At 70.2% G+C, this 22,117-nt stretch carries 22 protein-coding genes; 11 read left to right on the top strand and 11 right to left on the bottom strand.

From position 1 onward, the window contains the following. Positions 1 to 15 precede the first annotated feature (15 nt). On the bottom strand, positions 16 to 525 hold the full coding sequence (locus NGF19_RS13255) for a hypothetical protein (RefSeq protein WP_252425058.1): 510 nt from the start codon (positions 523 to 525) through the stop codon (positions 16 to 18). 329 nt (positions 526 to 854) lie between these two features. On the opposite strand from NGF19_RS13255, the gene NGF19_RS13250 reads away from it, so the two are divergent. Continuing rightward, positions 855 to 1,112 carry a DUF397 domain-containing protein gene (locus NGF19_RS13250; protein ID WP_252425057.1) on the top strand — a complete coding sequence of 86 codons (258 nt, stop codon included), beginning with the start codon at positions 855 to 857 and terminating at the stop codon, positions 1,110 to 1,112. Positions 1,113 to 1,207: 95 nt separating this feature from the next. On the opposite strand, the gene NGF19_RS13245 is transcribed toward NGF19_RS13250, so the two are convergent. Beyond that, on the bottom strand, positions 1,208 to 1,702 hold the full coding sequence (locus NGF19_RS13245) for an ATP-binding protein (RefSeq protein ID WP_252425056.1): 495 nt from the start codon (positions 1,700 to 1,702) through the stop codon (positions 1,208 to 1,210). Positions 1,703 to 2,042: 340 nt separating this feature from the next. Between NGF19_RS13245 and NGF19_RS13240 the strand changes: the two genes are divergently transcribed. Both NGF19_RS13240 and NGF19_RS13235 read left to right on the top strand, forming a co-directional pair. Next, entirely contained in the window at positions 2,043 to 2,879 is an 837-nt protein-coding gene (locus tag NGF19_RS13240; RefSeq protein WP_252425171.1) for a Sco1979 family transcriptional regulator, read from the top strand. A 197-nt stretch (positions 2,880 to 3,076) separates the two neighbouring features. Further along, positions 3,077 to 4,537: an aldehyde dehydrogenase family protein gene (locus tag NGF19_RS13235; protein ID WP_252425055.1), complete on the top strand. Its 1,461-nt coding sequence runs from the start codon at positions 3,077 to 3,079 to the stop codon at positions 4,535 to 4,537. Between the two features lie 40 nt (positions 4,538 to 4,577). On the opposite strand, the gene gad is transcribed toward NGF19_RS13235, so the two are convergent. After that, on the bottom strand, positions 4,578 to 5,990 hold the full coding sequence (gad, locus tag NGF19_RS13230; RefSeq protein WP_252425054.1) for a glutamate decarboxylase: 1,413 nt from the start codon (positions 5,988 to 5,990) through the stop codon (positions 4,578 to 4,580). A gap of 165 nt (positions 5,991 to 6,155) precedes the next feature. Here gad and NGF19_RS13225 point away from each other — a divergent pair, with 165 nt between their 5' ends. Further along, positions 6,156 to 6,917: a MerR family transcriptional regulator gene (locus NGF19_RS13225; protein ID WP_252425053.1), complete on the top strand. Its 762-nt coding sequence runs from the start codon at positions 6,156 to 6,158 to the stop codon at positions 6,915 to 6,917. Positions 6,918 to 6,967: 50 nt separating this feature from the next. Here NGF19_RS13225 and NGF19_RS13220 read toward each other — a convergent pair whose 3' ends face one another. Next, positions 6,968 to 7,333, bottom strand: a complete 366-nt coding sequence (locus NGF19_RS13220; RefSeq protein ID WP_252425052.1) for a YbjQ family protein — start codon at positions 7,331 to 7,333, stop codon at positions 6,968 to 6,970. A gap of 149 nt (positions 7,334 to 7,482) precedes the next feature. On the opposite strand from NGF19_RS13220, the gene NGF19_RS13215 reads away from it, so the two are divergent. Further along, positions 7,483 to 8,568, top strand: coding sequence for a DedA family protein (locus NGF19_RS13215; RefSeq protein WP_252425051.1), 1,086 nt, complete (start codon positions 7,483 to 7,485; stop codon positions 8,566 to 8,568). 4 nt (positions 8,569 to 8,572) lie between these two features. Here NGF19_RS13215 and NGF19_RS13210 read toward each other — a convergent pair whose 3' ends face one another. Both NGF19_RS13210 and NGF19_RS13205 read right to left on the bottom strand, forming a co-directional pair. Further along, on the bottom strand, positions 8,573 to 10,297 hold the full coding sequence (locus NGF19_RS13210; protein ID WP_252425050.1) for a threonine/serine exporter family protein: 1,725 nt from the start codon (positions 10,295 to 10,297) through the stop codon (positions 8,573 to 8,575). A 104-nt stretch (positions 10,298 to 10,401) separates the two neighbouring features. Next, a complete protein-coding gene (locus tag NGF19_RS13205; protein WP_252425049.1) occupies positions 10,402 to 10,893 on the bottom strand; it encodes an inorganic diphosphatase in 492 nt (163 codons plus the stop codon). A 79-nt stretch (positions 10,894 to 10,972) separates the two neighbouring features. Between NGF19_RS13205 and dacB the strand changes: the two genes are divergently transcribed. The 6 genes from dacB to folE all read left to right on the top strand — a co-directional run bounded on the left by dacB (position 10,973) and on the right by folE (position 18,812). Continuing rightward, on the top strand, positions 10,973 to 12,523 hold the full coding sequence (gene dacB / locus NGF19_RS13200) for a D-alanyl-D-alanine carboxypeptidase/D-alanyl-D-alanine endopeptidase (RefSeq protein WP_252425048.1): 1,551 nt from the start codon (positions 10,973 to 10,975) through the stop codon (positions 12,521 to 12,523). A gap of 101 nt (positions 12,524 to 12,624) precedes the next feature. Beyond that, entirely contained in the window at positions 12,625 to 13,749 is a 1,125-nt protein-coding gene (locus NGF19_RS13195; RefSeq protein WP_252425047.1) for an Rv3626c family coenzyme F420 biosynthesis-associated protein, read from the top strand. Positions 13,750 to 13,940: 191 nt separating this feature from the next. Further along, positions 13,941 to 15,032 (top strand): tRNA lysidine(34) synthetase TilS, encoded by a 1,092-nt coding sequence (tilS, locus tag NGF19_RS13190; protein WP_252425046.1) that lies wholly within the window; start codon positions 13,941 to 13,943, stop codon positions 15,030 to 15,032. A 229-nt stretch (positions 15,033 to 15,261) separates the two neighbouring features. Next, a complete protein-coding gene (hpt, locus tag NGF19_RS13185) occupies positions 15,262 to 15,822 on the top strand; it encodes a hypoxanthine phosphoribosyltransferase (protein ID WP_252425045.1) in 561 nt (186 codons plus the stop codon). Between the two features lie 220 nt (positions 15,823 to 16,042). Then, positions 16,043 to 18,058: an ATP-dependent zinc metalloprotease FtsH gene (gene ftsH, locus NGF19_RS13180; RefSeq protein WP_252425044.1), complete on the top strand. Its 2,016-nt coding sequence runs from the start codon at positions 16,043 to 16,045 to the stop codon at positions 18,056 to 18,058. Between the two features lie 148 nt (positions 18,059 to 18,206). Continuing rightward, a complete protein-coding gene (gene folE, locus NGF19_RS13175) occupies positions 18,207 to 18,812 on the top strand; it encodes a GTP cyclohydrolase I FolE (RefSeq protein WP_252425043.1) in 606 nt (201 codons plus the stop codon). A gap of 49 nt (positions 18,813 to 18,861) precedes the next feature. Here folE and NGF19_RS13170 read toward each other — a convergent pair whose 3' ends face one another. From NGF19_RS13170 to folP, 5 genes are all read right to left on the bottom strand, one after another. Beyond that, entirely contained in the window at positions 18,862 to 19,347 is a 486-nt protein-coding gene (locus NGF19_RS13170; RefSeq protein ID WP_252425042.1) for a DUF3180 domain-containing protein, read from the bottom strand. 77 nt (positions 19,348 to 19,424) lie between these two features. Next, positions 19,425 to 20,033 (bottom strand): 2-amino-4-hydroxy-6-hydroxymethyldihydropteridine diphosphokinase, encoded by a 609-nt coding sequence (gene folK / locus NGF19_RS13165; RefSeq protein ID WP_252425041.1) that lies wholly within the window; start codon positions 20,031 to 20,033, stop codon positions 19,425 to 19,427. Next, positions 20,030 to 20,389 (bottom strand): dihydroneopterin aldolase, encoded by a 360-nt coding sequence (gene folB / locus NGF19_RS13160; protein ID WP_252425040.1) that lies wholly within the window; start codon positions 20,387 to 20,389, stop codon positions 20,030 to 20,032. Before folB ends, folK begins: the two co-directional genes overlap by 4 nt. A 265-nt stretch (positions 20,390 to 20,654) precedes the next feature. Then, positions 20,655 to 21,158 (bottom strand): nuclear transport factor 2 family protein, encoded by a 504-nt coding sequence (locus NGF19_RS13155; protein ID WP_252425039.1) that lies wholly within the window; start codon positions 21,156 to 21,158, stop codon positions 20,655 to 20,657. After that, complete coding sequence (gene folP / locus NGF19_RS13150; protein ID WP_252425038.1) at positions 21,155 to 22,060, bottom strand: dihydropteroate synthase; 906 nt, start codon at positions 22,058 to 22,060, stop codon at positions 21,155 to 21,157. The genes NGF19_RS13155 and folP overlap by 4 nt, the downstream gene beginning before the upstream one ends. Between the last annotated feature and the right edge of the window lie 57 nt (positions 22,061 to 22,117).

The raw sequence follows: 22,117 nt of genomic DNA, 5'->3' as shown, positions 1-22,117 counted from the left end.
GCGGGGCGGGTGGGGTCAGGACCCGACGCTCGGCAGCCCGCTGGGCAGTTGCCCGCCCTCGGACTTCGTGTACGTCTCCGCGCCGAGGCCGCCCTCCCACGTCACCTTCATGCTGGTGGCGTCCACGGAGTCGACCATGCCGGTGCCGCGCTCCTTGCCACCGGACGTGCACGTGAGGTGGATCATCTGCATGCCCGCCTCCTCGCCGGCGGTCCCGCTGCACACGTCGCCGCCCGTCGCGAAGAGCGCGGCCTTGGCACCGGTGATCACCAGCGCCACGGCCTTGCCGTCGGTCGTGGCCAGCCAACTGCCCTCCAGCTTCCCGGCCTTGGCGTCCGAGGCCTTGGCGTCCGGGGTGGCGGAGCCGCCGTCGGTGTCCGCCGTGGTCGCGCGAGCGCTCGGCTTCGCGCTCGCGTCGTCCCCGGAGTCGCTGCTGCAGCCGGTCAGCAGGAGCGCGGCCGACAGACCCGCGACCGCGAGCACGCTGCGCGCCTGCCGGTACGTGACATGGTTCGCCGAAGTCACTGAAGTCTCCCCAGGGTGCCGATGACGCCGTCAGGACGATCGCAGCAAGCTACCAGGCGGACACGCGTCGCCGGGCGGTCTCCGGCGCCATGACCACCGGAGCCGGGCCGTCACGAACGCTGTCACGAACGCCGAGCCGGGCGGCGGGTGGAACAGGAAGGGCGCCGCGTGCGTCTCCGTCAAGGGACCGCAAAAGCTGTAACCGCAGGAACACCCCTCGTGCACGTGCATCTGCTCGCGCATATGCACGTGAACGACGTTATGATCCGGGTCAGTTGACCGTTGCATCAATGGCCACACCAGCCACTGCACCATCCGGGGAGCGACCTGTGGACCACGACGTGTACGACGTGGACGACGTGTACAACGGCATGGCTGCGACCGAACTGCACGGAGTGGTCTGGCAGAAGAGCCGGCACAGCAACTCGCAGGGATCCTGCGTGGAGTTCGCCCGGCTGCCCGGGGGAGAGGTGGCGGTGCGCAACTCCCGCTTCCCCGACGGTCCCGCGCTGGTCTACACCCGCGCGGAGATCGAGGCGATGCTGCTGGGCGTCAAGGACGGCGAGTTCGACCACCTGATCGTGTGAGAATGCGGCACGTGAACAGGTCGCGGTCGAGCGGCCGTTGAGCCCTGGGCCGGTGACACGCGTAGAAACGCGGCCTCAAAGAGAGCCGTGGCCGGTCACTCGGTGTACGGCGACGACGACGGCGCGGGCAGCCGGAACAGCGCCCAGACCGCCTTGCCGCTCAGCGTGCCTGCCAGCGGGTGCCAGCCCCAGCTGTCGGCGAAGGAGTCCACCAGGAACAGTCCGCGTCCCGACTCCGCCGAGAAGTCCTCCGAGCCGCCCGCGACCGGGCCCTGGTGACTGGGGTCGCGCACGGCGCACACCAGGCGCGCGGTCCAGCGCATCAGATGCAGCCGGACCGGCGGTTCCGGTTCGTTCGCGAGCAGGGCGGGCGTGGGCAGCGCGTGCCGCAGCGCGTTCGTCACCAGCTCGGAGACCACCAGGCAGACATCGTCGAAGCGGTCGCCGACATCCCACTGCACGAGCGTGTTGCGGGTGAAGTGCCGTGCCTCGCGCACCGCTTCGAGCCGGGCGGGCAGGGCGCAGGAGGCGGCGCTGGACGCGGCGGCGGGATCAAGCGGCGGAAGTCCCTGCCGTAAGGGCTCGAGCATGGTCGATCCATTCGTCCCCATGCGAGGCACTCCCGGGTGTTCGCGGTCGTGGCGATGCAGCGGTGGCGCGGGACCATGGTTTCGGATGCGCCAAGCAGATGCAAGGGCAGATGCACGTGCACGAGCCGGAATTGGCCCCCACCGTCTGCTTTCTACTCGTTTCTTCTGTCACTTCCTTCACCCTTCCGTGCAGTCTCCGATCCACCTCCGCGTCTCGACTTGACTGCTTTCCCTGTCTGTAACCGCACGAGTACTGCTTGAAGTGTTTTAGTGGCAGACTGCGCGGGCGAAGACGTTGGGGAGGCGGACCGAAGTGAGCGCTGGGGACTCGAGCGGCTCGGTGGTGCGGCGCATTCTGCTGGGATCCCATCTCAGGCGCCTGCGTGAGGGGCGCGGCATCACGAGAGAGGCGGCCGGATACTCGATCCGGGCCTCGGAATCGAAGATCAGCCGCATGGAGTTGGGACGGGTTAGCTTCAAGACGCGCGATGTCGAGGACCTGCTGACGTTGTACGGAATCACCGACGAGGCCGAACGCACCTCACTGCTCTCCTTGGTCAAGGAGGCCAATGTCGCCGGGTGGTGGCACAGTTACTCGGATGTGCTGCCGAACTGGTTCCCGACGTACGTCGGCCTGGAGGGCGCGGCGCATCTGATCCGGTCGTACGAAGTCCAGTTCGTGCACGGCCTGTTGCAGACCGAGGCGTACGCGCACGCGGTCGTGTCCCGGGGCATGAAGGGCGCCGCTGCCGCCGACATCGAGCGACGGGTGGCGCTGCGGCTGGAGCGGCAGAAGTGCCTGGTCGCGGAGAACGCCCCGGAGTTCCAGGTGATCCTCGACGAGGCCGCCCTGCGTCGCCCCTACGGCGACCGGGCGGTGATGCGCGGCCAGCTCCAGCATCTGATCGACCTCTCGGAGCGCCCGAACGTACGGCTGCAGATCATGCCGTTCAGCTTCGGCGGGCACTCCGGCGAGAGCGGCTCCTTCACCATCCTGAGCTTCACCGAGTCCGACCTGTCCGACGTGGTCTACATGGAGCAGCTCACGAGCGCGCTCTACCTGGACAAGCGTGAGGACGTCGGTCAGTACGAGACGGCGATGAAGCAGTTGCAGCAGGACAGCCCGGGACCGGCCGAGAGCCGCGATCTGCTGCGAGGCCTGCTCCAGCTCTCCTGAGGCCCCTTGCCGGTATCCGCGGCGGAGCCGTTGTCCGCGGCGGAGCCGGTATCCGTGACGGAGCCGGTATTCGGAGCGGACGCCCAACTCCCTTTGTACGCAAGTACGATGACGTCCAATCAGCGCATGGTGTGATCGCGTGCGGGTGCACGGGTGACACGGGTGTCTGCTTCGGCTGCAAGGGATTGAGGGGTCACATGTCGTCCTGCTTCACCGATCTCGCTCAGCAGTACATCGGCGGCCAGTGGCGCCCCGGCAGGGGCTCCTGGGACATCATCGACTTCAACCCGTACGACGGCGAGAAGCTGGCATCGATCACGACGGCCACGGTCGACGAGGTCGACGAGGCCTACCGGGCCGCCGAGGCCGCCCAGAAGAAGTGGGCCGCCACCAACCCGTACGCCCGTCGGGCCGTGTTCGAGAAGGCGATCCGGGTCATCGAGGACCGCGAGGACGAGATCACCGAGGTGATCATCGCCGAGCTGGGCGGCACACGTCTGAAGGCCGCCTTCGAGTTGCACCTCACCAAGGAACTCCTGCGCGAGTCGATGCAGTTGGCGTTGCGCCCCGAGGGCAAGATCCTTCCCTCGCCGGTCGACGGCAAGGAGAACCGGCTCTACCGCGAGCCCGTCGGCGTCGTCGGCGTGATCAGCCCGTTCAACTTCCCCCTCTTCCTGTCGATCAAGTCCGTCGCCCCGGCGCTGGCGCTCGGCAACGCGGTGGTCCTCAAGCCGCACCAGAACACGCCGATCATCGGCGGCTCCCTGATCGCGAAGATCTTCGAGGACGCGGGGCTGCCGGGCGGCCTGCTGAACGTCCTGATCACGGACATAGCGGAGATCGGCGACGCGTTCCTGGAGCACCCGGTCCCGAAGGTCATCTCCTTCACCGGCTCCGACGCGGTCGGCCGCCATGTCGCGACCGTCTGCGCCTCGTTCTTCAAGCGTTCGGTCCTCGAACTCGGCGGCAACAGCGCGCTGGTGGTGCTGGACGACGCGGACATCGACTACGCGGTCGACGCCGCCGTCTTCAGCCGGTACGTGCACCAGGGCCAGGTCTGCATGGCCGCGAACCGTGTCCTGGTGGACCGTTCGATCGCCGAGGAGTTCACCGGGAAGTTCGTCGCCAAGGTGAAGTCGCTGAAGGTCGGGGACCCGCGCGACCCGCAGACGATCATCGGCCCGGTGATCAACTCCGCCCAGGCGAAGGCGGTGTCGGGGGTGGTCGACCAGGCGATCGCCGAGGGCGCGACGGCGCTGGTGCACGGCGTCACCACCGACAACCTGGTCGCCCCGTCCGTCCTGACGGACGTGCCCGCCGACTCCGCGCTGCTCCGGCAGGAGGTCTTCGGCCCGGTCGCCTTCCTCATCCCGTTCGACGGTGAGGAGGACGCCGTCCGGATCGTCAACGACACCCCGTACGGCCTCAGCGGCGCCGTGCACACCGGAGACATCGAGCGCGGCGTGGCCTTCGCCCGGCAGATCGACACGGGCATGTTCCATGTGAACGACGGAACGGTCCATGACGAGCCGCTGATCCCCTTCGGTGGTGAGAAGCACTCGGGCATCGGCCGGCTGAACGGCGAGATGACGATCGAGGCCTTCACCACCCAGAAGTGGATCTCGGTGCAGCACGGGCGCAGCAGCTTCCCGTTCTGAGGCGGCGCGCCGGGACCGCGCGGGCACGGGCTTCAGGGCGTCAGTGATGGAAGCTCGTGGCCGCCTCCCGGTCCCGCGTCAGCGGACACGGCTGCCGGCGCAGGTCGGGCAGCAGGCGGGTCAGGTCCTCGATCAGCAGCGCGGCGAGGTCCGACGAGAAGCCGTTGCGGCACACGATCCGCAGCACGGACAGATCCTGGCGGTTGGCCGGGAAGGTGTACGCGGGCACGAGCCAGCCGCACTCGCGCAGGCGCCGGGAGACATCGAAGACGTCATAGGCCGTCACCTCCGGTGCGGTCGTGAAGGCGAAGACCGGTAGTTCGTCGCCGCGGGTGAGAAGGCGGAAGTCGCCGAGCGCCTCCACCCGCGCGGCGAGCGACCGCGCGACGTCCCGGGTCGTCTGCTGGACCGCCCGGTAGCCGTCGTGGCCCAGCCGCAGGAACGTGTAGTACTGCGCCACGACCTGGGCCCCGGGCCGGGAGAAGTTCAGCGCGAAGGTCGGCATGTCGCCGCCCAGGTAGTTGACCCGGAACACGAGTTCCTCGGGCAGCGCCTCCTGGTCACGCCACAGCACCCAGCCCACACCCGGGTAGACCAGCCCGTACTTGTGGCCCGAGGTGTTGATCGACGCGACCCGCGGCAGCCGGAAGTCCCACACCAGGTCCTCGTCGAGGAACGGCGCGATCATCGCCCCCGACGCGCCGTCCACATGCACGGGGATGTCGAGGCCCGTGCGCTCCTGGAGGGCGTCCAGGGCCGCGCACAGCTCGGCGATCGGCTCGTAGGACCCGTCGAACGTGGAGCCGAGGATGCCGACGACCCCGATGGTGTTCTCGTCGCACAGCTCGGCGGCGGCCTGCGGGTCCAGATGGAACCGGTCACCCTCCATGGGCACCTGACGCGCCTCCACCTCCCAGAACGCGCAGAACTTCTCCCAGCAGACCTGCACGTTCACCCCCATGACGAGGTTCGGGCGGGCGTCCCGCGAGGGGTAGCGGTCCGCGTTGCGCCGGGCCCAGCGCCGCTTCAGCGCCATCCCGGCGAGCATGCACGCCTCGCTCGAACCGGTCGTCGAACAGCCTACGACCGCCTCCGGGTCCGGGGCGTTCCACAGGCTGGCGAGCATCGCCACGCAACGGCGCTCCAGTTCGGCGGTGCGCGGGTACTCGTCCTTGTCGATCATGTTCTTGTCGCGGCACTCGTTCATCAGCACCGTCGCCTGGTCCTCCATCCACGTGGTGACGAAGGTGGCGAGGTTCAGCCGCGAGTTGCCGTCCAGCATCAGTTCGTCGTGGACCAGTTGGTACGCGGTCGAGGGCAGCATCGGCCCCGAGGGCAGCCGGTTCTTCGGCGGTGCCTCGGTCATCTCGACGACCGGGTTCGCCTCTCCGAAGAAGGGGTTGAGCGGTGTGGAGTGCGCGTCGCGCTTCCTCGGGCCTGAGTGGAGCGGCATGGTGTCTCGTCTCCCATCGCGTCGGCGGTGCGTGCGGCTACCGTCTCATCGGATCGGCGGGCTCTTTCGGTTCATCGGTTCATCCCCGCGTTTCCCGGCATCTCGGCTTGCACCTCACGTGACGTGATGTCCCAGTCTGGGGCGCGTACCCAGAAGGGAGCGGAAGTGAGCTACTCGGTCGGCCAGGTCGCCGATTTCGCGGGTGTGACGGTGCGCACCCTGCACCACTACGACGACATCGGCCTGCTCGTCCCGGGCGGGCGCAGCCACGCGGGTCACCGGCGCTACAGCGACGAGGACCTCGACCGGTTGCAGCGCATCCTGTTCTACCGGGAGCTCGGCTTCCCGCTCGACGAGGTCGCGGCGCTGCTCGACGACCCGGACGCGGACCAGCGCGCACACCTGCGCCGCCAGCACGAACTGCTGACCGCCCGGATCGAGAAGCTGCGGAAGATGGCCGCGGCCGTGGAGCAGGCCATGGAGGCACGCAGGATGGGCATCAACCTCACGCCCGAGGAACGGTTCGAGGTGTTCGGGGACAAGGACCCCGAGCAGTACGCCGAGGAGGCCGAGCAGCGCTGGGGCGGCACGGAGGCCTACGCCGAGTCGCAGCGCCGCGCCGCCCGCTACACCAAGGAGGACTGGAAGCGGCTACAGGCCGAGGCCGACGACTGGAGTGAGCGCTACACCGCACTGGTGGCCGCCCGTGAGCCCGCGACCGGCCAGGCCGCCATGGACATGGCCGAGGAACACCGGCAGCACGTCAGCCGCTGGTTCTTCGAGGTCCCGTACGAGATGCACCGGTGCTTCGCGGAGATGTACGTCTCCGACGAGCGCTTCAAGGCGTACTACGACGCGAAGTGCCCCGGACTCGCCGAGCATCTGCACGACGCGATGCTCGCCAACGCCGCCCGCCACGAGGGATGACGAAGAGGGGGTGCCGATCCTGGTCGGCGCCCCCTCCTCGTCGCTGTGGCCTACTCCTGGACGACGACCACGGCCGTCCCGTACGCGCACACCTCCGTGCCGACGTCGGCCGCCTCGGTCACGTCGAAGCGGAACGCCAGGACCGCGTTGGCGCCACGCGCGCGTGCCTGCTCGATCAGCCGCTCCATGGCCTGGTTGCGGGTCTGTACCAACGTCTTGGTGAGCCCCTTGAGCTCGCCGCCGATCATCGACTTCAGGCCCGCGCCGATCTGGCTGCCCAGGTGCCGCGAGCGCACCGTCAGGCCGAAGACCTCGCCGATGACCCGTTCCACGCGGTAGCCCGGTATGTCGTTCGTCGTCACGACCAGCACGTCCGACTGAGGACCCTGCCCGCCACCGAATTCCTCGATACTCATGCCGCCCAGCCTGACACAGTCCCACCGGGAGGCCCTGCCGGGCGTCCGTGGAACCGAGGGGTGTACACCATCCGTTGATAGCTTTGTGCGGCAGCACCACGGAGGGCGAACCGCCGCCGTCCGTCCATACCCCTCAGGAGCCCGGAACCGTGACGACGCTTGCCCTCGGCCCGAGCTGGCTGGATCCGAACTTTCTGCTCGACAACTTCGGCATCTGGGGCCTGCTCCTCATCATCTTCGCCGAGTCCGGCCTGCTCATCGGCTTCTTCCTGCCGGGCGACTCCCTGCTGTTCACCTGTGGCCTGCTGATCACGTCCGACCAGTTGGACTTCCCGCTGTGGGGGGCCATCGCGTTGATCTGCCTCGCCGCGATCCTCGGCGACCAGGCCGGCTACATGTTCGGCAAGAAGGTCGGCCCCTCGCTCTTCAACCGCCCGGACTCCCGCCTGTTCAAGCAGGAGAACGTCACCAAGGCGCACGAGTTCTTCGAGAAGTACGGCCCCAAGTCCCTGATCCTGGCCCGCTTCGTGCCCATCGTGCGGACGTTCACGCCGATCATCGCGGGCGTCAGCGGCATGCGGTACCGCTCGTTCCTGGTCTTCAACGTCATCGGCGGCGTCCTGTGGGGCGCGGGCGTGACCCTGCTCGGCTCCTGGCTCGGCAACATCGACTTCGTCAAGACCAACATCGAGGCGATCCTCATCCTGATCGTCCTCATCTCGGTGATCCCGATCGCCATCGAGTTCCTGCTGGCGCGCTCGAAGGCCAAGAAGAACGCCGCCGCTCAGGCCACGGAGCAGCCGGAGGCCGCGCAGACCCCCGAGGCCTGGCCGCAGCCGTCCCCGTGGCAGCAGCCGCAGGTCATGGACGACGCGACGACCCAGCTCCGGCCGGTGCAGCAGGACCAGGCCTACGGCGACCAGGGCCAGGCCTACGGCGATCAGGGCCAGGGAGCCCACCCCGCGCAGGGGCAGCAGCCGTACGGCCAGCAGCAGCCGTACGGCCAGCAGCAGCCGTACGGCCAGCAGCAGCCGTACGGCGAGCAGCAGGGCTACGACCAGCAGCAGGCGTACGGCCAGAACCAGCAGCCCTACGGCTACCCGCAGCAGTACCCCCAGGGCCACCAGCAGCCCCAGCAGCCGTACGGCTCGAACCAGGGCCGGCAGGGCTACGGCCAGCCCCAGCAATATCCGGCCGGCTACGACCAGGACCCCGAGGGCTACCGCGCCCCGTAGAAGCTCAGAACCCTCGGGTGCGTTTGGCGGCCCGCCGTCCCTCGGCGGGGCCGCCCGGCACCCGCAGGAACAGCCGCGAGATCTCCGAACCGAGGTTCACCCCGATCGCGATGGCCATCGCCAGCGAGGCGGCCCTGGCCAGGGACACCAGGCCCTTGTCGATGTTGTCCTGCGCGATCGACAACAGCCCGAAGTACGTCGCCGAACCGGGCAGCAGAGGCCCGATCGCGGCCGTCGTGTACGGCAGCGCGGACGCGAAGCGGTAGCGCGACAGCAACTGCCCGAACAGGCCCACCAGGCCCGCCGCGACCGCCGTGGAGGCGACCGGCGAGATATCGCCCGGGTAGTGCATCGCCCCGAACACACTCCACGCGACGCCCCCGTTGAGGGTCACCCACAGCACGGTGGACCGCTCCTGCTGGAGCAGGATCGCGAAGGTCAGCGACAGCAGCATCGACGCGGCGATCTGGATGAGAGGCCGCTGGGTCGGGTTCAGCGCCGTGTCGGGATTCAGCTCGGCGCCGAGCTTCACACCGAAGTACAGGACCACCAGGACGCCGATGACGATGCCGACGAAGAAGTACATGACCTCCAGCAGGCGCGCCGCCGCGGTGATGTAGAAGCCGGTCAGGCCGTCCTGCACACCCGCCACCAGGGCCCGTCCGGGCAGCAGCGCGAAGAGCCCACCGGTGATCACCGCGGACGCGCGTACGTCCACATGGGCGACCGTGAGCGCGACGCCGATCGCGGCCGGGGGCATCGCGGCCACCAGGAACTGGTAGAACTCCGGCAGTCCGCGCCCGGCGCACAGCCATGCCAGCCGGTCGCCGAGCATCGCGCCGAGCGCGGCGGCGAAGAAGACGATGACGTCACCGCCGACGAGCACGGAGGCCGCTCCGGCGAGCAGCCCGCTCGCCGCGGTCAGGACCCAGCCGGGGTAGGGGTGGCGGTTGCGGCGGATCAGCGCGAGCCGCCGGTAGGCCTCCTCCAGGGAGACATGGGTCGTCGGGTCGCTCAGGTCGTCCACGAGCTGGAACACGGCCGACAGGCGCGTGTAGTCCGTGCCGCGGCGGCGCACCGTCCGCGAGGCCGTCACGGGGTCGTCGACCAGCGACGGCTGGTACGAGATCGACAGCAGCGTGAAGGTGGCGGTCGGCTCGCACCGGTCGAGGCCGTAGGAGCGGCAGACCGCGAACATCGCGGCCTCCACGTCCTCGGCGCCCTCGCCGCCCGCCAGCAGCAGTTCACCGATACGCAGGGTCAGGTCGAGCACGCGCGGGACGGCGGGACCCGTCTCGTCGGGCTTCTGCGTGGGCTCCAGGGCGGGCCGCTCGGCCACCGGCATCCGCAGCATCGTGCGCATCCGGTCCTGCCAGGGCGCCTCCTTGGTGAGCCGGACGGCGGGGACCCCGGACGGCGGCGTGAAGGCGCTCGGCGCGCTGCCCGCGCTGTAGGTGCTCGGCACGCTGAACGCCGAACCCTCGGACTCGGCGGCGGACGGATGCGGCACCTCCAGCCCCTCCGGGACGGCGAACTCCGACGTCGTCTCGGACTCCGTACCGGCCTGCGGCGCCACGCCGAGCCCCGCGGGAAGGGCGAACTCGGAGGTCGTGGAGGACTCGCTCTCGCCCCGGCCCTGGGGCGGCGCGTTCCGCGCCTCGTCCGACCGCGGCTTGCGGTCTTCCGGCTCCGGCTCGGCCACCACGTCCGCCTCGCTTCTCCTTCGCATGGTCTCCGGTACCTACCTCCCGTACGCCCCAGTATGCGCACCAGTACGACAACGGGCCGCGTCACCCCGGTGGGAGTGACGCGGCCCGTGCAGGTCAGGGCGGGTCAGTGACCGCCGTGCTCCTCGAAGCGCTTGTACGAACGCTCGATCTCGGCCTCCGCGTCCGCGCGGCCCACCCAGTCGGCGCCCTCGACGGACTTGCCGGGCTCCAGGTCCTTGTAGACCTCGAAGAAGTGCTGGATCTCCAGGCGGTCGAACTCGGACACGTGGTGGATGTCGCGCAGGTGCTCCACCCGCGGGTCCGACGCCGGCACGCACAGCAGCTTGTCGTCGCCGCCCGCCTCGTCCGTCATCCGGAACATGCCGATCGCGCGGCACTTGATGAGGCAACCGGGGAAGGTCGGCTCCTCCAGGATGACGAGGGCGTCCAGCGGGTCGCCGTCCTCACCCAGGGTGTTCTCCACGAAGCCGTAGTCGGCCGGGTAGCTGGTCGAGGTGAAAAGTCGACGGTCCAGGCGGATACGACCGGTCTCGTGGTCCACCTCGTACTTGTTCCGCGAACCCTTCGGGATCTCGATCGTGACGTCGAATTCCACCGGTGGCTCCTCCATGATCAGCACATAGTTCTGGTGATTAAGTGTCCCTCACGCGGGTGTGTGATTGCGAAAGGGGCTGGTGGTCTTGGTGGAGCGGAGGGTCTGGCGGGCCGCGAGGCCGCGTCTCGCACGCGTCGAGCAGGCCGTCGTACCGCGTCTGGCGCGGGCCGCGCGCGCCGTGCGTCCGCGCTCCGGCAGGTTCACCACCCCACAGCTCACGGGCGTCGCCGCCCTCCTGGGCCTGGCACTCGCGGCCGGGCTCGTGACCGCCGCCGGTCCCTGGGACTCCGCGGGCCAGCGTACGGCCGAGCGCGACCGGGCCACAGCGTGGGACCGCGAGGGTGGCGCAGATCACGGCGGTGGCTCCGGTGCGACGGGCGACGCGCCCGCGCCCGCGCCGAGCGCCGCGTCCGTGCTGGCCGCCCTCGGCGCCGTCACGGGCGACACCGGCCCGCAGACCCCGGCCGGGCTGACCCACGTCCTCGACCCGCTCCTGCGTGACGCCTCGCTCGGCCCCCGGCGCTCCGCCGTGGTCCTCGACGTCGCCTCCGGCAGACGCCTGTACGCCAAGGGTGCGGACGACGCGCTGACCCCCGCCTCGACCACGAAGATCGCCACGGCCGTCGCCGTGCTCTCCGCGGCCGGTCCCGACCACCGGTTCACCACCCGCGCGATGCTGGAGCCGGGAGGCGACAAGCTGGTGCTCGTCGGTGGCGGCGATCCGACCCTGACCGCCCGCGAGAAGGCCGACGGGGCGAGCCTGCGCACCCTCGCGGAGAAGACCGCCACGGCCCTGAAGCAGCGGCACGTGACGTCCGTGGCGCTCTCCTACGACACCTCGCTGTTCGCGGGCAAGGCGCTGCACCCCATCGGGGTCAACCCCAACCTCGCCGAAGTCACCGCGCTGATGGCCGACGAGGGCCGCGCGGACGCCGCCACGAGCGGTCCGGCCGACCGCGTCCCGGACCCGGCGGCGGACGCGGCCCGCACCTTCGGCGACCTGCTCGGACGACACGGGATCAAGACCTCGGCGCCCCGCGCGGCGAAGGCCACGCCCCACGCGCGGACCGTGGCCTTCGCCCAGTCGCCGCCCCTGTCCGCCGTGGTCGAGCGGATGCTGACCACCAGCGACAACGACATCGCCGAGGCCCTCGCCCGCCAGACCGCGCTCGCCACCGGCGGCCGGCCGAGCTTCGACGGGGGCGGCGCCGCGATCGCCGCCCAGTTGAAGAAGCTCGGACTGCCGCTCAAGGGCGCGCACTTCGGCGACGGCAGCGGCCTGAACCGGGACGACCGCACCACGGCCGGCCTGCTGACGGCGCTCCTCGCCACCGCGGGCTCCCCCGCGCACCCCGAACTGCGCACGGTCCTGACCGGGCTGCCGGTGGCCGGGTTCACGGGCACCCTCAGCGACCGCTACGAGGACGACGCGCAGCGCTTCGGCATCGGCGTCGTACGGGCCAAGACCGGTTCCCTGACGGGCGTCAACGCCCTCGCGGGCACCGTGGTCGACACGGAAGGCCGCCTGATGGCCTTCGCCTTCCTGACGGACGGCTCGATGGACCAGACGACCGCCAGGGCGGCCCTGGACCGCATGGCGGCGGCCCTGGCGCACTGCGGCTGCCGGTGACAGCCCGGCCACCGGCGCCAGGGGTCCCGTACCCGGAGGGCGCCCCGGTGTCGGTGTCGCACCCCTCACCGCACTCGCGCGTGAGCACGTACCGTTGACGCATGACGCGCATCGGTGGTCCCGAGTTGGTCGACTGGAAACTCGCGGTGGCGACCGCGACCCGGCTCCTGCGGCCGGGCCCCGAAGTGAGCCGCGACGAGGCACGGGCCGTCGTCGCGGAGCTGCGCCGGCACGCGAAGGCCTCGGAGGAGCACGTCCGCGCCTTTACCCGGCTGGGTGAACAGGGCGCGCACGGCACCCCGGTGCTCGTCGTGGACCGCCCCGGTTGGGTGAAGGCGAACGTCGCCGGGTTCCGGGAGCTCCTCAAGCCGCTCCTCGACAAGATGCAGCAACGCCGCGGGGCCGGTCCGGGCAGCGCCGTCGTCGGCGTCGTCGGAGGCAAGGTCACCGGCGTGGAAGTGGGCATGCTCCTGTCGTTCCTGTCCTCCCGGGTGCTCGGCCAGTACGAGACCTTCGCCCCGGCCACCCGCGACCTCCCGGCCGGTGCGAACGGCGGCGGACGCCTGCTGCTGGTGGCGCCGAACATCGTGCACGTGGAGCGCGAACTCGACGTACAGCCCCATGACTTCCGCCTCTGGGTCTGTCTGCACGAGGAGACCCACCGCACGCAGTTCACCGCGGTGCCCTGGCTGCGCGACCACCTGGAGGGCGAGATCCAGGCCTTCCTGGCGGAGACCGACGTCGACCCCATGACCCTCCTGGAGCGCATCAGGGAAGCCGCCCAGTCGCTCGTCGGAGGCCGCCCCGAGGGCGAGGAGGGCGACGAGGCCCACTCCCTCGTGGAACTCGTGCAGACGCCCACCCAGCGGGAGATCCTCGGCCGGTTGACCGCGGTGATGTCCCTCCTGGAAGGACACGCCGACTACGTGATGGACGGCGTCGGCCCGGATGTCGTCCCCTCCGTCGCCGAGATCCGCGAGAAGTTCCAGCAGCGCCGCGCCAAGGGCGCCTCCCGCCTCGACCTCGCTTTGCGCAAGCTGCTCGGCCTGGACGCCAAGCTCCGGCAGTACCGCGACGGCGAGCGGTTCGTGCGCGCGGCGGTCGAGCAGGTCGGCATGGACGGCTTCAACCACGTCTGGACCTCGCCGAACACCCTCCCGACCAAGGCGGAGATCGCCAAACCGGCGGACTGGGTCGCGCGGGTGCACCGCAAGGCGGAGTCGTGAGCCCGCGCGAGCGCCGTGCACACCGCGTGCCGCCCACGGCAGGAGAACGCCCTGCCAATCACTCGTCCGAGGGACCGTGTGTCATGGATAGGCGTGCGATGCTCGGGGAACGGCCCGCTTCTGTCACCATCGACACACTCTGAGTGACCGTACCGGGCTCACCCCCCGAATCTTTATGAAGGGAACCGGACATGGGTCCCCATCCTGCGGTCGCGGCGATACGCCTGGCGGTCCGCCGCGTCCTCCACGACATCCTCATCGAGCAGCACACCGATACCGAGCAGCACACCGTTACCGAGCAGCACACCGGCGTCGAGCAGCGCACCGGCGTCGGGCAGCAAGCCGACCGCACGAACCGCGAGCGCCCCCGCGCGCCGCTCGTGCTCGTGGCGTGCTCCGGTGGCGCCGACTCCATGGCGCTCGCCTCCGCCCTCGCCTTCGAAGCCCCCAAGCTCGGCATCCGCGCCGGCGGCATCACCGTCGACCACGGCCTGCAACCCGGCTCCGACCTCCGCGCCGACGACGTGGTGCAGCGCCTCCGCTCCCTCGCCCTCGACCCGGTCGAGTCCGTCGCCGTGACCGTCGGCCGCGCCGGAGGCCCGGAAGCCGCCGCCCGTGACGCGCGCTACGCCGCGCTGGACGCCGCCGCCGAGCGCCATGGCGCCGCAGCCGTCCTCCTCGGGCACACCCGTGACGACCAGGCCGAGACGGTCCTGCTCGGCCTCGCCCGCGGCTCCGGCATCCGCTCCCTGTCCGGAATGGCCGCGGTCTCGGGGGCCGGCGGCCGTTACCGCCGCCCCTTCCTCCTCCTCGACCGGCAGACCGCCCGCAAGGCCTGCCTGGTCCAGTCCCTGCCCGTCTGGGACGACCCCCACAACACCGACCCGTCCTACACCCGCTCCCGGCTGCGCCACGAGGGCCTGCCCGCCCTGGAGAAGGCGCTCGGCAGAGGCGTGGTCGAGGCCCTCGCCCGCACGGCGCAACTCTCCCGTGACGATGCCGACGCTCTCGACAGCTGGGCGGGACAGGCCGAGTCCTCCGTACGCGACGCCACCGGTCTTCTGGAGTGCGCCAAGCTCTTCGCACTGCCGCCCGCCGTGCGCCGCCGGATCCTGCGGCGCGCCGCCATCGAGGCCGGTGCTCCCGCCGGTTCCCTCTTCGCCCGTCACATCGAGGAAGTGGACCGCCTGATCACCGGCTGGCGCGGCCAGGGGGCCATCAATCTCCCGGGCAAAGTCGTCGCTCAGCGTCAGGGTGGCAGACTGGTGATTCGGCAAGGCTGACATCGCGCCTCCGCGAGGAGGCGTCCGGCTCTCCCCTTCGGGAGGGGCCGGTCAGCCGGCCGGCGAGCCGAAGGGCCGCGCTGCCGTCGTACGAGACGACCGCGCGGGGCGCGCGGTACGTGGCCGTACGCGGCTGCCTCGCGCGGACGTTCCGGGTGCGGTCGACCGTGGAGAGCGGCACCGGCACCCCTGAGGCGAGCGGGCAATCAGTGCGGGACGACCGAAAGTGATGCGGGTGGACGCGAAAGACATGGGTGCCGACCTCGAGAAGGTACTCATCACCAAGGAAGAGATCGACGCGAAGCTGGCCGAGCTGGCCGCGAAGATCGACGCGGAGTACGCGGGCAAGGACCTGCTGATCGTCGGTGTGCTCAAGGGCGCGGTGATGGTCATGGCCGACCTCGCGCGGGTGCTGTCCACCCCCGTCACCATGGACTGGATGGCGGTGTCCTCCTACGGCGCGGGCACCCAGTCCTCCGGCGTCGTGCGGATCCTCAAGGACCTCGACACCGACATCAAGGGCAAGCACGTCCTCATCGTCGAGGACATCATCGACTCCGGCCTGACCCTGTCCTGGCTGCTGTCCAACCTCGGCTCGCGCGAGCCCGCCTCCCTCAAGGTGTGCACGATGCTGCGCAAGCCGGAGGCCGCGAAGGTCGCCATCGACGTCGAGTGGGTCGGCTTCGACATCCCGAACGAGTTCGTCGTGGGCTACGGCCTCGACTACGCCGAGAAGTACCGCAACCTCCCGTTCGTCGGTACGCTCGCGCCTCACGTCTACGGCGGCTGACTCTCCGGGGGTTCGGCCGTCGCTCCCGGCGGCCGAACCCCGGTTCTCGCAAGACCGCCGGGAACCTCGACGGGTTTCGTGCCGTTGAGATGCGTAGGCGGTGTTGCCAGGAGTCCCCTGCGGCTACGGGTGGCGATCCTGGGGTACCGTCAGAAGAACTGTCTTTGTCTTTATCAAACTCACTATGGCAGGAGGGACGGGGCGGCATCGCTCCGTATGGATGGACGTGAAGCGATACTTCCGTGGGCCGGTCATGTGGATCGTGCTGGCCGTCCTCGCCGTGGTCGTGTTGATGCAGGTCGTCGGCTCCTCCGGCGGCTACAAGACGGTGGACACAGGCCAGGTCGTGGCGGCGATCAACGCCAACAAGGTCAAGTCGGCCAAGCTCACCACCGGCGACGAGCAGGTCATCAAGGCCTCGCTCAAGGACGGCGTCAAGATCCAGGGCAGCTCCAAGATCCAGGCGAGCTACATCGGCGATCAGGGTGTGAACCTGGCCAACACCCTCCAGGACAAGTACCAGCACAAGCAGATCCCCGACGGCTACACGGTGTCGCCGTCCAAGCAGAACCCCTTCGTCGGGATCCTGCTCTCCCTGCTTCCCTTCGTCCTCATCGTGGTCGTCTTCCTGTTCCTGATGAACCAGATGCAGGGCGGCGGCTCCCGCGTCATGAACTTCGGCAAGTCCAAGGCGAAGCTCATCACCAAGGACACCCCGAAGACCACGTTCTCGGACGTCGCGGGCTCGGACGAGGCCGTCGAGGAGCTCCACGAGATCAAGGAGTTCCTCCAGGAGCCGGCCAAGTTCCAGGCCGTCGGCGCCAAGATCCCCAAGGGTGTGCTCCTGTACGGGCCTCCCGGTACGGGCAAGACGCTGCTCGCGCGTGCGGTCGCCGGCGAGGCGGGCGTCCCCTTCTACTCGATCTCGGGTTCCGACTTCGTCGAGATGTTCGTCGGTGTCGGTGCCTCCCGAGTCCGTGACCTGTTCGAGCAGGCCAAGGCGAACGCCCCGGCCATCGTCTTCGTCGACGAGATCGACGCGGTCGGCCGTCACCGCGGCGCCGGCCTCGGCGGCGGTCACGACGAGCGCGAGCAGACCCTGAACCAGCTCCTCGTCGAGATGGACGGCTTCGACGTCAAGGGCGGCGTGATCCTCATCGCGGCCACCAACCGCCCCGACATCCTCGACCCGGCCCTCCTGCGCCCCGGCCGCTTCGACCGCCAGATCGCGGTCGACCGCCCGGACATGCAGGGCCGTCTGGAGATCCTCAAGGTCCACCAGAAGGGCAAGCCGGTCGCCCCGGACGTCGACCTGTCGGCGGTCGCCCGCCGTACCCCCGGCTTCACCGGTGCCGATCTCTCCAACGTCCTGAACGAGGCCGCGCTTCTCACGGCCCGCAGCGACCAGAAACTGATCGACAACAAGATGCTGGACGAGGCGATCGACCGCGTGGTCGCGGGCCCGCAGAAGCGGACCCGGATCATGTCGGACAAGGAGAAGAAGATCACCGCGTACCACGAGGGCGGTCACGCCCTGGTCGCGGCGGCCTCGCCGAACTCCGACCCGGTCCACAAGATCACGATCCTGTCCCGCGGTCGCGCGCTGGGCTACACGATGGTGCTCCCGGACGAGGACAAGTACTCGACCACGCGCAACGAGATGCTCGACCAGCTCGCCTACATGCTGGGCGGTCGCGCGGCCGAGGAACTCGTCTTCCACGACCCGACGACGGGTGCCGCGAACGACATCGAGAAGGCCACGGCCACGGCCCGCGCGATGGTCACGCAGTACGGCATGACCGAGCGTCTCGGCGCGATCAAGTTCGGCGGCGACAACACCGAGCCGTTCCTCGGACGTGAGATGGCTCACCAGCGCGACTACTCGGAAGAGGTCGCCGCGCTCGTCGACGAAGAAGTCAAGAAGCTGATCGAGAACGCGCATAACGAAGCCTGGGAGATCCTGGTCGAGAACCGCGACGTCCTCGACAACCTGGTGCTCCAGCTGCTGGAGAAGGAGACGCTGGGCAAGGAGGAGATCGCCGAGATCTTCGCCCCCATCATCAAGCGTCCGGCGCGGCCCGCGTGGACCGGTTCCTCGCGTCGCGCGCCGTCCACGCGTCCGCCGGTGCTCTCCCCGAAGGAGCTGGCACTGACGAACGGCGCGAACGGCGCCACGCTCGCCAAGGCCACGGATGCCACCGCCGAGTCGGCTGTGGAGGACCGCCGGGAGAGCTGACCCCAGCCGTCCCGACGGGCCTCACCAGGCCCGGAATTTCCGCCGCGTCCCCTGGGCTTAGCCTGGGGGACGCGGCATTTCCATAAGACCGCGCAGGAACGACCGCACAGGAACGCGTGATCCGTAAGGCGCAGGAACGAGGCAACAGATGATCGACCCGGTGACACTGGACGGCGAGGGCACGATCGGCGAGTTCGACGAGAAGCGCGCGGAGAACGCCGTACGGGAACTGCTCATCGCGGTCGGGGAGGACCCGGACCGCGAGGGGCTGCGTGATACGCCCGGCAGGGTGGCGCGCGCGTACCGGGAGCTTCTGGCGGGGCTTCGGCAGGAGCCCGAGGACGTCCTGACGACGACGTTCGATCTCGGGCACGACGAGATGGTGCTGGTCAAGGACATCGAGATCGTCAGCCTGTGCGAGCACCATCTGCTGCCGTTCCACGGGGTGGCCCATGTCGGGTACATCCCGGCCGAGAGCGGGAAGATCACCGGCCTGTCGAAGCTGGCGCGGCTGGTCGATGTCTTCGCGCGCCGTCCGCAGGTGCAGGAACGACTCACCACGCAGATAGCCGACTCGCTGATGCGCATCCTCGAGGCGCGCGGCGCCATCGTGGTGGTCGAGGCGGAGCACATGTGCATGTCCGTCCGGGGCATCCGCAAGCCGGGCGCCAAGACGACGACATCGGCCGTGCGGGGTCAGCTCCGGGACGCCACGACCCGGTCCGAGGCGATGAGCCTGATACTGGCGCGCTGACCCGGAAGCGCCGGCCTGGCGGGGCGGCTGCCGTGATCGCGGGCGCCCGTCAGGTCGTCGGCGCCGTACCGCCGTTGTGTTCGTCGTCCTCGGGGAGCTTGCAGACCCGCTCCAGGAACAGGGCCGCCGCTATCACCGCGATACCGGCCACGAGCGAGAGACCGGCGTAGATGGCCTGGTCGCGGCGGGCGGGCTGGTCCAGGGACTCCAGGAGGACGACGCCCGTGCCGCCGTACATGCCGGCGACCAGGGCCGCGACGAGGGCGCTGGCCTGGCCGAAGACGACGGCGCGGGCCGCCATCAGCGGGTCGACCCCCTTCGCGTCGGCTCGGCGCTCCCGCTGGGCCTTGAGGCGGGCGCGGAGGGAGAGCGCCGTGGCCAGCAGGACCACGGCGATCAGGGCGAGGACGATGGGCGCGGCCAGGGGGACGCTGGGCAGCGTGTCCACCGCGGACCACAGCCGGGCGCCCGCCCAGGACAGCACTCCGGCCACCACGAACACCGCCGCCAGCGTCCGAATGCGCAGCTCTTTCACGATGTCCCTTCGTCAGCCCGGCCGTGGGCCGTCCATGATCGTGGATCCGGGGATCCTGGCCCGGTAGACCTTAACGACTACTCGGGCAGCCGGAGTTCCAGGTCGGGGCGGGGCGTGACACCGGCGCGGGTGACCAGGGCGAGCAGGTCGGCCACCGGGCCGCGGCCGGGGAGCTGGGCCTCGGGGTCCAGGTCGTGCCACGGCGCGAGGACGAACGCCCGCTCATGGGCGCGGGGGTGGGGAAGCGTCAGCACCGGGTCGTCGGAGACGACATCCGCGTACGTGATGATGTCCATGTCGAGCGTGCGCGGGCCCCACCGTTCGTCCCGCACCCGGCGGAAGGCCTCCTCCACGGCATGTGCCCGCTCCAGCAGCGAGGACGGGGGGAGGGTCGTCTTCACGACGACGACGGCGTTGAAGTACGAGGGCTGGCTGCCGGGATCCACGCCCCAGGGCTCCGTCTCGTACACCGGGGAGACGGCCTTGACGCGGACGCCCGGGGTGTCCTCCAGGGCGTCGATGGCGCCCTGGAGCGTCTCCAGCCGATTGCCCAGGTTCGACCCCAGGGAGATCACCGCGCGGCGGGGGTTCTGGAGGGTCGTGTCGGCGTCGACGCGTTCCACCACGGAGGCGGGCACCGGTTGTACGGTCGGGTCGCTCTGACCCTTGGGGAAGAAGGCGGTCATACTCGGCTCCGGGTGATCGTGACGGTCACGTCGTCGAAGGGGACCGTGATCGGTGCCTCCGGTTTGTGCACACACACCTCGACCTCCTGGACCGGGGCGTGCGCGAGGCAGGAGCGGGCGATGCGCTCGGCGAGCGTCTCGAGGAGGTCGACGGGTTCTCCTTCGACGAGGGCCACGACCTCCTCCGCCACGACGCCGTAGTGCACGGTCTTCGTCAGATCGTCGGCGGCGGCGGCAGGCCGGGTGTCCAGGCCCAGGACGAGGTCCACGACGAAGGTCTGGCCCTTCGCGCGTTCCTCGGGGAACACTCCGTGGTGGCCTCGGGCCCTCAGGCCGCGCAGCGCGACACGATCCACGCGAATCACTCCTGCAATCGTCGGTAAGCGGCGGTGGTCACCACGTGCGGTCGGCTCACCGGTCTCGAACGAATCTACCGGCGGGCACTGACAGCGAGGGCCCGCGAAGGCGTCCGCTCGCAAGACGGCCGCGAGGGTTCACCGGGCGTTCTCCTGGGAAACACGATGGCGCACGCGAAGGCGGCCACCCAAGCCGGGGCCGGGTGATTCCGGCCACTAGGGCCGCGTCAGGCACGAGCACCGCCCGCCGCCACCGGGAGCCCGCTCACGGGGCGGAGTCCTCCTCCTCGTCGTCGTTCGACTCGGCCAGGACCGGTGAGGCGTGGTGCGACCAGAGCTTCCAGCCCTCCGCGGTGCGGCGGAACACGTTCGTGGCGACCACGAGCTGGCCGACGAGCGGACCCAGCTCGGTGCCGTCGTCCGGGGCCGGGCCCCCGCTGAGGATGTTCTCGGTGCAGGTCACCAGGGCGGTGTCACCGGTCACGGAGACGTGCACATCGGTGAGGAAGAACTGGATGTAGTCGGTGTTCGCCATGATCAGCGCGTACGACCGGAGGACCTCGCCGCGGCCGGTCAGCACCGGCCAGCCGGGGTGGACGCAGGAGATCACCCCGGTGTCGGCCGGGTCGTGGTACTCCTCGTCGACGCCCAGGTCGGCGGGCGTCAGCCAGAGCGTGGACAGCGTCTCGAAGTCGCCCTGCTCCAAGGCCTCGTAGAAGGCGGTGTTGGCCTGCTCGACCTGTTCGACGTCGGTGTGGGCCGTGCTCACCGGGCTCCTTCGGGGGTGCCGGTGCGGGGTGCGCGGTCCGACGCGCGGGCCCCCTCGATGGCGCGTGCCACGCGGACCGCGTCCGCTGTCGCGCGCACCTCGTGCACGCGTACGGCCCATGCTCCGGCCTGGGCGGCGAGCGCGGAGACGGCGGCCGTGGCGGCGTCGCGCTCCCGCGCGGGCGGCGGCGCGCCGTCCGGACCGGCCAGGACGTGCCCCAGGAACCGCTTGCGGGAGGCCGCGACCAGCAGTGGGTGGCCGAGCGCGAGCAGGCGGTCGAGATGGGCGAGGAGGACCAGGTCGTGTTCGGCCTCCTTGGAGAAGCCGAGGCCGGGGTCGATGACGATCCGGTCGGGGGCGACGCCGCCCTCCAGCACCGCCGCCACGCGCGCGTGCAGCTCGTCGACGACCTCGCCGACGACGTCCGCGTAGTCGCCCTTGATGCCGTCGCCCTGGAGGATGCCGCGCCAGTGCATGACCACGAAGGGGGCGCCCGCCGCCGCGACGACCGGGATCATCGCGGGGTCGGCGAGGCCGCCGCTGACGTCGTTGACGAGGGTGGCACCGGCGGCGAGGGCCTGTTCGGCGACGGAGGCGCGCATGGTGTCCACGGAGACCGTGACGCCCTCGGCGACGAGGCCGCGCACGACGGGTACGACACGTCGCAGTTCCTCGGCCTCGTCGACGCGGGTGGCGCCGGGCCGGGTGGACTCGCCGCCGACGTCGACGAGGTCGGCACCCTCGGCGACCAGGTCGAGGCCGTGCTTGACGGCGGTGGCGGTGTCGAACCAGCGGCCACCGTCGGAGAAGGAGTCGGGGGTGACGTTGACGACACCCATGACCGCGCAGCGGTCCCATGTCGGAAGGCCTGCCACGTGGCCCCGCCCGGTCTTCGTGCTCATACGTTCAGCGTAGGCCCCCGGCGTCCCCGGGCTCCGCTCGCGGGGGCGGGCCACCGG

This window comes from Streptomyces macrolidinus (assembly GCF_023887685.1).
GTDB classification, from domain to species: Bacteria; Actinomycetota; Actinomycetes; order Streptomycetales; family Streptomycetaceae; genus Streptomyces; species Streptomyces macrolidinus.
The sequence above is the reverse complement of the archived record's forward strand: the minus strand, read 5'-3'. Positions and strand labels throughout refer to the sequence as shown.

Coding starts and splice junctions, on each gene's coding strand:
- NGF19_RS13245 (WP_252425056.1), bottom strand. CDS start 1,702: ATGCTCGAGCCCTTACGGCAGGGACTTCCGCCGCTTGATCCCGCCGCC.
- NGF19_RS13235 (WP_252425055.1), top strand. CDS start 3,077: ATGTCGTCCTGCTTCACCGATCTCGCTCAGCAGTACATCGGCGGCCAG.
- gad (WP_252425054.1), bottom strand. CDS start 5,990: ATGCCGCTCCACTCAGGCCCGAGGAAGCGCGACGCGCACTCCACACCG.
- NGF19_RS13220 (WP_252425052.1), bottom strand. CDS start 7,333: ATGAGTATCGAGGAATTCGGTGGCGGGCAGGGTCCTCAGTCGGACGTG.
- NGF19_RS13210 (WP_252425050.1), bottom strand. CDS start 10,297: ATGCGAAGGAGAAGCGAGGCGGACGTGGTGGCCGAGCCGGAGCCGGAA.
- NGF19_RS13195 (WP_252425047.1), top strand. CDS start 12,625: ATGACGCGCATCGGTGGTCCCGAGTTGGTCGACTGGAAACTCGCGGTG.
- tilS (WP_252425046.1), top strand. CDS start 13,941: ATGGGTCCCCATCCTGCGGTCGCGGCGATACGCCTGGCGGTCCGCCGC.
- hpt (WP_252425045.1), top strand. CDS start 15,262: ATGCGGGTGGACGCGAAAGACATGGGTGCCGACCTCGAGAAGGTACTC.
- ftsH (WP_252425044.1), top strand. CDS start 16,043: ATGGACGTGAAGCGATACTTCCGTGGGCCGGTCATGTGGATCGTGCTG.
- folE (WP_252425043.1), top strand. CDS start 18,207: ATGATCGACCCGGTGACACTGGACGGCGAGGGCACGATCGGCGAGTTC.
- folK (WP_252425041.1), bottom strand. CDS start 20,033: ATGACCGCCTTCTTCCCCAAGGGTCAGAGCGACCCGACCGTACAACCG.
- folP (WP_252425038.1), bottom strand. CDS start 22,060: ATGAGCACGAAGACCGGGCGGGGCCACGTGGCAGGCCTTCCGACATGG.